Source organism: Bradyrhizobium sp. (genome assembly GCF_049798375.1).
In the GTDB taxonomy this organism is placed as follows: Bacteria; Pseudomonadota; Alphaproteobacteria; order Rhizobiales; family Xanthobacteraceae; genus Bradyrhizobium.
In genome coordinates, this window is record NZ_JBARGP010000043.1 from 1 (window position 1) to 7,467 (window position 7,467).

Consider the following 7,467-nt stretch of genomic DNA (forward strand, 5'->3'; position numbering starts at 1 on the left):
AGCGATGTCGACACGCCGTCCTCCTGGGAGGGGACCGCGGCGGCGCATGTGACGATGATCGAGTTCGACAGCGCGAATGCCGCACAGCGCTGGAAGAACTCCGATGCCTACAAAAACTTTGACGCGCAGTTGCGCAAAGCCTCGACCTCCTCGATCCAGCAGCTGCCGGGCGTCCCGACGGCGCGTCCGGCAGCCATGGCCAATGCGCGGATGCACGGCCGCGGCCTGGATCCGCAGGCGTTCGAACCGATGGTGAAGCAGTACGACGCGACGCTGAAGAAGATGCACGGTATTTGCAACGGGTGCTGACCTATCTGAGCACGTCACGCGCAGCTCGGCGGTTTCAACCTCGCCCCGTTTGCGGGGAGAGGTCGGATTGCATCTCAGATGAAGCTCCAACTACTCGCACGGATCGCGCGTCTGCCCCTCACCCCACCCTCTCCCCGTGAAGAACGGGGAGAGGGAGCGCACCGCGTTTGGTGCGAAAGCTCGCTTCTTTCAACTTCCAGGGAGAAGCGTCTGCCCTGATTATAGAGTGCCGCCTCACGCCTGCTCGATCGCGGCCGGCATCTTGGCGACCGACATCAATGACCGCGCGACCTGGTTGAGCAGCTGGTCGGCGTTCTCCTCTTCCGCCAGAGACTTCGACAGCAGGGCCACGATGGCGCTGTGGCGGAGCTGCTGGGCGAGGTTGCGGGCGGTGGTGTAGCCGGACATCTCGTAATGCTCGACCCGCTGCGCGGCGCCGATCAGCGCCAGATCCGCCGCGGCATCCTCCTTGTCCTTACCCTCGTCCATGACTTCCTGGCCTTCCTCGATGATGCCCATCATGCCCTTGCAGGGCTTCGCCTTCGCCGGCTTGCCCAACAGCCCGAAGCATTCGTTAATGCGCTCGACCTGGGCTTCTGTCTCGGCCAGATGCTGCTCGAACAGCTCGCGGAGCTGATCGAACCGCGCGGCCTCCGCCATCTTCGGCAGCGCCTTGGTCAGCTGCTTCTCGGCATGCAGGATGTCGCGCAGCTCGTCGATCAACAGATCGCTCAAGCCCGCTTCGTCTGCCGGCGGCGAGCTCTCGGCGACGATCGACGGCGCAGTGCCGGGTTCGCCGTCCTGCAGGGCCGGAGATTCCGTGAAGACCCAATCGCCGCCCTCGTTCCAGGGGCCGCGGGTATCGATCTCGCCATGCTCGCCCGAGCCGGTGGAATCGTTGAAGAACTGATCGACCAGGCCCGGCGTCGGCGCGATGCGGCCGATGCTGAAGGCCGGCTTCTTCATGCTTTCAAGCGCGAGCGTAAACGCCTTCATATGCGTGATCTCGCGCGTCATCAGGAACTGCAGCGCATCCTTGGTGCCGGCGTCGTCGGTGAAGTTGATCAGCCGCTCGTAGACGATCTTGGCCCGCGCCTCGGCGGCGATGTTGCTGCGCAGATCGACGTCGAGCTCACCGGTGATCTTGAGATAGTCCGCGGTCCACGGATTGCCCTGCGAGTTGAACAGGTTGACGCCGCCACCGCCGGCGATCGCGATCAGCGGATCGGCTTCCGCCGCCTCACGATCGAATTTCGCGGGCTTCAGATGCATGCGGGCCAAGGTGCCCACGACTTCGAGATGGCTCAGCTCCTCGGTGCCGATGTCCATCAACAGGTCCTTGCGATCCGGATCCTCGCAATTGAGGCCCTGGATCGAATATTGCATCGCTGCAGCAAGCTCGCCATTCGCGCCGCCGAACTGCTCCAGCAGCATGTTGCCGAACCGCGGATCGGGTTCGTCGACGCGAACGGTGAACATCAGCTTCTTGACGTGGTGATACATGATGAGACTCAGCCAGTTTGGGGAAGGGATGAGTCCGAACGGGAAGGCCGGAGGTTTGTTCCTACCTGCCGACCCACGGTCAAATGCTTTCCCTGCATGTGCCGAGGTGATCGCGTATCAAATGAGACGACTAACCCTGCTGCCGGAACGCTTTCTCGCCGGCGTCCGACACTTCGACCCACCGCTGGTCCGGCGCGGCGCCTTCGACATAGCTGTCGTGCCAGTTCCACCATTTGTAGGTTGGCGTCTGCGGGTAGCCTGCCGGCGAATCCTCCCACAGCTCCTGGCGGCCGAGCGGCGTGATGTCGAGATAGTTCCAGGTGCCGCCCATCTGCTCGTCGCCGCGGTTGTTGACGAAATAGGTACGGAAGATGCGGCCATTGTGGCGGAAGAACACGTTGGTGCCGTGCCACTGATCGACGCTGAAGTCAGCGTCGAACTCATCAGTGATCGTGAACCACGGAATGTCCCAGCCCATATGTTTCTTGAGTCTCACGATGTCGGCCTGCGGCGCGCGCGAGACGAACACCAGCGTGGTGTCGCGCGCGTTCAGATGCGCGAGATGCGCGACCTGGTCGGCCACCATGGAGCAGCCGCGACAGGCGTGATCGGGCCAGCCGAACACGCCGGGTTCGAAGAAGGCCCGGTAGACGATCAACTGGCGGCGGCCGTCGAACAGATCGGCGAGGCTGGCTTTGCCTGTTGAGTTTTGGCCCGCCGGTCCTTCGAACGCATAGGCCTTGTCGACCGCCACCCACGGCATGCGGCGGCGTTCGGCGGCGAGCGCATCACGCGCGCGGGTGTTGGCCTTCTCCTTGACGAGCATCTCCTGGCGCGCGGCCTCCCATGCCTCCTGCGATACCACTGGCGGCATCTGCAAGGCGGCTTGTGCGGGTTTTGCTGCTGATTTGGTCATGGCTCTCGAACCTCCTGATGAGTGAGCACCAGCGCCGTGCTGTCGGGCGCGCAGGTTGCGCACTGCCCGCAGCCGCCGCTGGCCGTGAGAGATGTTCTGACATCGCGAGCGGGTCGAGCGGGAGTAACAAGTATGGCGCCTTTCCGCCGCATGCCGCGCCGGCGTCGACGTCACGCGGTCACGGAACTTTGTTCCACCATGGGTCTTCTTCCCTCGGCTCCAATACAAGATATCGGCAGCATGACCTCATCGATCACACCGGCGCAGGGTCGCCGGACCACGAGCGCTCGGCTAGGCATTGCCGCCCTGCTGCTGCTGTCGCTGTCATGGCCGGCCTTGGCCCAGGACACCGGCACCAGCGGGATTCCGCTGGGTCCGGCCAACATCAACGGGCAGAACAACACGCTGCGCGATCCCTCCGGGATCGGCAACGCCGCACGCGTTCCCGCGCCGCCGCAGCCCAATCTCAATCCCGTGGCTGTGCCGAGCGCCGCGCCGCTGGCGTCGACGCAGCCATCCTACACGCCGCGCGTCCGCTATCGCCGCGCCTGGCGGCATTTGCCGAAGCGCCAGCGCGAGAAGCTCGAGCGCGCCGAGGTCAAGGAGAACGACCGGCTGCTGCGCCACGGCGCCGTCAGCATCTGCCGCGGCTGCTGACGCCTCGCGCTGTGGTTGCGCGAGGGACGCGACACGTAGTCGCATGCACGGCGCCTCGCTCTGAGCGTCGCGATCACGCCAGCCTTCACCTGCCGCGCGCAGGGCGTGTCGTCATTTCCGCCGCTTGGCCTGTCACGCGGATGATGTAGGCTGTCCCAGGGCAGGATTCACACGGCGAGGCGTGGCCATCGCTGCCGCGCGCCGGGAAACTGGCAAGGGACTGGGCAAGGATTGGGCATGACCGACCACGTGATCGTCACCGAAGAGGGCGCCGCCCGCGTCATCAAGCTCAGGCGGCCCGAGAAGAAGAACGCACTGACCCAGGCGATGTATCGCCGGATGAGCGAGGCGATCGACACCGCGCAGAACAATCCAGATATCCGTTGCCTCGTCATTACCGGCGGCTCCGGCGTGTTCACCTCCGGTAACGACCTCGAGGAATTCATGGAGATGGGCGCGCTGTCGAGCGAGGCGGCGCGGGCCTCCGACATGACCAAATTCCTCTATTCGCTGGCGCACAACGTCAAGCCGCTGATTGCCGCGGTCGATGGCGTCGCGATCGGCATCGGCACCACGCTGCTGTTTCACTGCGACTACGTGCTGGCCTCGACGACCGCGCTGTTCTCGACGCCGTTCATGCAGCTCGGCCTGGTGCCGGAAGGCGCCTCCAGCCTGTTGATGCCGGCGACCATGGGTCACCAGCGGGCATTTGCGATGCTGGTGATGGGCCGCACCATGACCGCGGACGAGGCGCATATCGCCGGCTTCGTCAACGTCGTGGTATCGCCGGGTCATACCGAGGTCGAGGCCCACAAGGTGGCACGCGACATCTGCCGGCTGCCGGCCGAGGCGGTCGCGATCTCGCGCAAGCTGCTGCGGACGCCGCCGGAGGAGCTGACCCGCCGCATCGACCAGGAGGCGCATATCTTCGGCGAGCGCATGGGTTCGAAGGAGGCCATCGCCGCCTTCAAGGCGTTCGTCGACCGCAAGAAGCATTGAAGCGCAGTCCTCTCACTTTCGTCATTGCGAGGAGCGTTAGCGACGAAGCAATCCAGACTTTCTTTCTAAGTCTGGATTGCTTCGTTTCGCTCGCAATGACGGCGAACCGGTAGAGCCAAAATCGTCACATGCCACGTTCTGGACTGCTCCTGCTTGCCGCCCTGCTCGCGTTACTTGCCGCCTCGCCCGCTCGCGCCGACGGCACAGGCCAGGTCTCCTTGCGCATCCTCGCCATCAATGATTTTCACGGCAATCTGAAGCCGCCGCCCGGCGGCATTCGTATCAAGGACTCCGACGATCCGACCAAGAACAGGATCGTTCCGGCCGGCGGCGCCGAGCAGATGGCGACGCTGGTGAAGCAGCTGCGCGAGGGGCACAAGAATACGATCTTCGTTGCCGCCGGCGATCTGATCGGCGCGAGCCCGTTGCTGTCGGCGATGTTTCACGACGAGCCGACCATCGAGTCGCTGTCGATGATGCGGCTCGCGCTGTCGTCAGTCGGCAACCATGAATTCGACGAGGGCAAGGACGAGCTGCTGCGGATGCAGAACGGCGGCTGCCATCCGACCGACGGCTGCCGTGGCCCGCATCCGTTTCCCGGCGCGAAATTCCATTATCTCGCCGCCTCGACGATCGTGAAGGACACCGGCAAGACGGTGTTTCCGCCCTACGAGATCGAAAGCTTCGACGGCATTCCGGTCGCCTTCATCGGGCTGACCTTGAAAGGCACCGCCGGCATCATCTCGCCGGCAAGCTCCGCAGGCCTCGAATTCCACGACGAGGCCGCGACCGTGAACGCGCTGGTGCCCGAGCTGAAAGCTAGGGGTGTCGAGGCAATCGTGGTGCTGATCCACGAGGGCGGCTATCCGACCGGCGGCATCAACGACTGCCCGGGCATTTCCGGGCCGATCGTCGACATCGTCGGGAAGCTCGACCGCGCGGTCGATCTCGTCATCTCCGGCCACACCCACCAGGCCTATGTCTGCACCAGCGATGGCCGGCTGGTGACCTCGGGCGACAAATACGGCACGCTGGTCACGGCGATCGACGTTACGCTCGATCTGGCGACGCGTGACGTCGTGAGCGCCAAGGCCGACAATGTCGTCGTCCGCACCAGCCTCGCGAAAGACTCCGAGCAGACCGCGCTGATTGATGCCTACGACAAGGTGGCGCGTCCGATCGCCGAGCGGCGCGCCGGCGAGATCACCGAGACGCTGTCGCGAACACCGAACGCGTCGGGCGAGAGCGCGCTCGGCGACGTCGTCGCCGACGCCCAGCTCGCCGCCACATCCGATGCCGCCACAGGCGGCGCCGTGATCGCATTGACCAATCCCGGCGGCATCCGCACCGACCTCATTAGGCGCCCGGACGGCAGCGTGACCTATGCCGATGTGTTTGCGAGCCAGCCGTTCCGCAATCAGCTGGTGACGCTGACCCTGACCGGCGCGCAGCTCAAGGCGACGCTGGAGCAGCAATGGGCCGACCCGGCGCGGCCACGCGTCCTGCAGGTCTCAAAAGGCTTCACCTATGCCTTCGATGCCAGCAAGGCGGCGGGGGCACGCATCGACGCCAGCTCGCTCAAGCTGAATGGCACGGCGATCGATCCGGCGCTTTCCTATCGCATCACCGTCAACAACTATCTGGCGCTCGGTGGCGACGGCTTCACTGCGCTGAAGGACGGCACCGCGCTGCAGTTCGGCAAATATGACGACGAGGCGCTGTTCGCCTATGTCAAGGTGAGCAGCCCGGTCGCCCCGCCGCCGCAGGACAGGATCATCGCAACGACGCATTAGTCGACGGAACAGGCCGCGAGAAACCCGTCATCCTGCCGTCATGGCTCTTTCCGAGCCTGTGCCGAGCGCTTAAGTTACCGCCTCAGACTGTAACGCGCGAGTGGCGGGTATCAATGTCGACGCTGTATCTCTCCCATCAGGCCTGCCTCGATCACGCCACCCCTTCGGGACATCCGGAGCGGCCGGACCGCCTGCGCGCGGTCGAGGAGGCGATGAGCGAGGAGCGCTTCGCGTTGCTCGACCGCGAGCTCGCACCGGAGGGCAATCTCGACCAGGTCCTGCTCTGCCATAATGAGCACTACGTGACCGAGCTCAGGCACGTCGCGCCGACCAGCGGCATCGTCTATCTCGATGGCGACACCTCGATGTCGCCGGGCACCTGGGAAGCGGTGATGCGCGGCGTCGGCGGCGCGGTGAAGGCCACCGATGCCGTGATGTCGGGCAGCCACCGCAACGCCTTCGTCGCGGTACGGCCGCCCGGCCACCACGCCGAGATCAGTAAGCCGATGGGTTTCTGCTTCTTCGACAATGTCGCGATCGCCGCCCGCCACGCCCAGCGCAAATACGGCATCGAACGCGCCGCCATCGTCGATTTCGACGTCCATCACGGCAACGGCACCCAGGACATCTTCTGGGGCGACAAGAGCGTGATGTACTGCTCGACCCACCAGATGCCGCTGTTTCCCGGCACCGGTGCGCGCGGCGAGCGCGGCGATCACGACACCATCGTCAACGCGCCGCTGGCGCCGGAGGATGGCAGCCTGGAATTCCGCTCGGCCTTCGAGAACCTGATCCTGCCGCAGCTTACGAAGTTCAGCCCCGAGCTCGTCATCATCTCGGCCGGCTTCGATGCGCATTATCGCGATCCGCTGGCCTCGCTGAACCTGCGCGCCGAGGATTTCGGCTGGGTCACCCGCAAGCTGATGGACCTTGCCGAAACCACCGCCGGTGGCCGTGTGGTCTCGGTGCTCGAAGGCGGCTACGACCTCCAGGGGCTGAAGGAATCAGTCGCGGCGCATGTCGCCGCCCTGACCGGCGCCTGAGATTCCAAGGCCCGAGTTCCCCACAGCCTGGCGGAGGGGGCCTGACAGCCGCCGCGGCAATGTGTAAAAGCCGCCCCCGGAGTTCGAGCAGTCGCGGGAACATTGGTATGGCCGACACCTCAATCACCGACGTCAAGAAGCTGTCGTTCGAGCGCGCAATCGAGGAGCTCGAAACGATCGTGAAGCGGCTCGAGGACGGCAAGGTGCCGCTCGAGGAGTCGGTGACGATCTACGAGCGCGGCGAGGC

At 64.9% G+C, this 7,467-nt stretch carries 8 protein-coding genes; 6 read left to right on the forward strand and 2 right to left on the reverse strand.

Going from position 1 to position 7,467, the window contains the following annotated elements; genetic code table 11:
• Positions 1-309, forward strand: a 309-nt coding sequence (locus WA702_RS01370; RefSeq protein ID WP_425108729.1) for a DUF1330 domain-containing protein, incomplete at its 5' end; no start/stop codon positions are given.
• 234 nt (positions 310-543) lie between these two features.
• Here WA702_RS01370 and WA702_RS01375 read toward each other — a convergent pair.
• On the reverse strand, positions 544-1,812 hold the full coding sequence (locus tag WA702_RS01375; RefSeq protein WP_425108730.1) for a DUF892 family protein: 1,269 nt from the start codon (positions 1,810-1,812) through the stop codon (positions 544-546).
• Positions 1,813-1,942: 130 nt separating this feature from the next.
• Positions 1,943-2,728, reverse strand: coding sequence for a DUF899 domain-containing protein (locus tag WA702_RS01380; RefSeq protein WP_425108731.1), 786 nt, complete (start codon positions 2,726-2,728; stop codon positions 1,943-1,945).
• Between the two features lie 240 nt (positions 2,729-2,968).
• On the opposite strand from WA702_RS01380, the gene WA702_RS01385 reads away from it, so the two are divergent.
• The 5 genes from WA702_RS01385 to xseB form a co-directional block, all read left to right on the forward strand.
• Positions 2,969-3,385 carry a hypothetical protein gene (locus WA702_RS01385; protein ID WP_425108732.1) on the forward strand — a complete coding sequence of 139 codons (417 nt, stop codon included), beginning with the start codon at positions 2,969-2,971 and terminating at the stop codon, positions 3,383-3,385.
• A gap of 237 nt (positions 3,386-3,622) precedes the next feature.
• Positions 3,623-4,384 carry a crotonase/enoyl-CoA hydratase family protein gene (locus WA702_RS01390; RefSeq protein WP_425108733.1) on the forward strand — a complete coding sequence of 254 codons (762 nt, stop codon included), beginning with the start codon at positions 3,623-3,625 and terminating at the stop codon, positions 4,382-4,384.
• Positions 4,385-4,512: 128 nt separating this feature from the next.
• A complete protein-coding gene (locus WA702_RS01395; protein ID WP_425108734.1) occupies positions 4,513-6,177 on the forward strand; it encodes a bifunctional metallophosphatase/5'-nucleotidase in 1,665 nt (554 codons plus the stop codon).
• A 113-nt stretch (positions 6,178-6,290) separates the two neighbouring features.
• On the forward strand, positions 6,291-7,220 hold the full coding sequence (locus WA702_RS01400) for a histone deacetylase family protein (protein WP_425108735.1): 930 nt from the start codon (positions 6,291-6,293) through the stop codon (positions 7,218-7,220).
• A 107-nt stretch (positions 7,221-7,327) separates the two neighbouring features.
• Positions 7,328-7,467: exodeoxyribonuclease VII small subunit (xseB, locus tag WA702_RS01405; protein ID WP_425108736.1), on the forward strand; the 140-nt coding region annotated here is incomplete at its 3' end.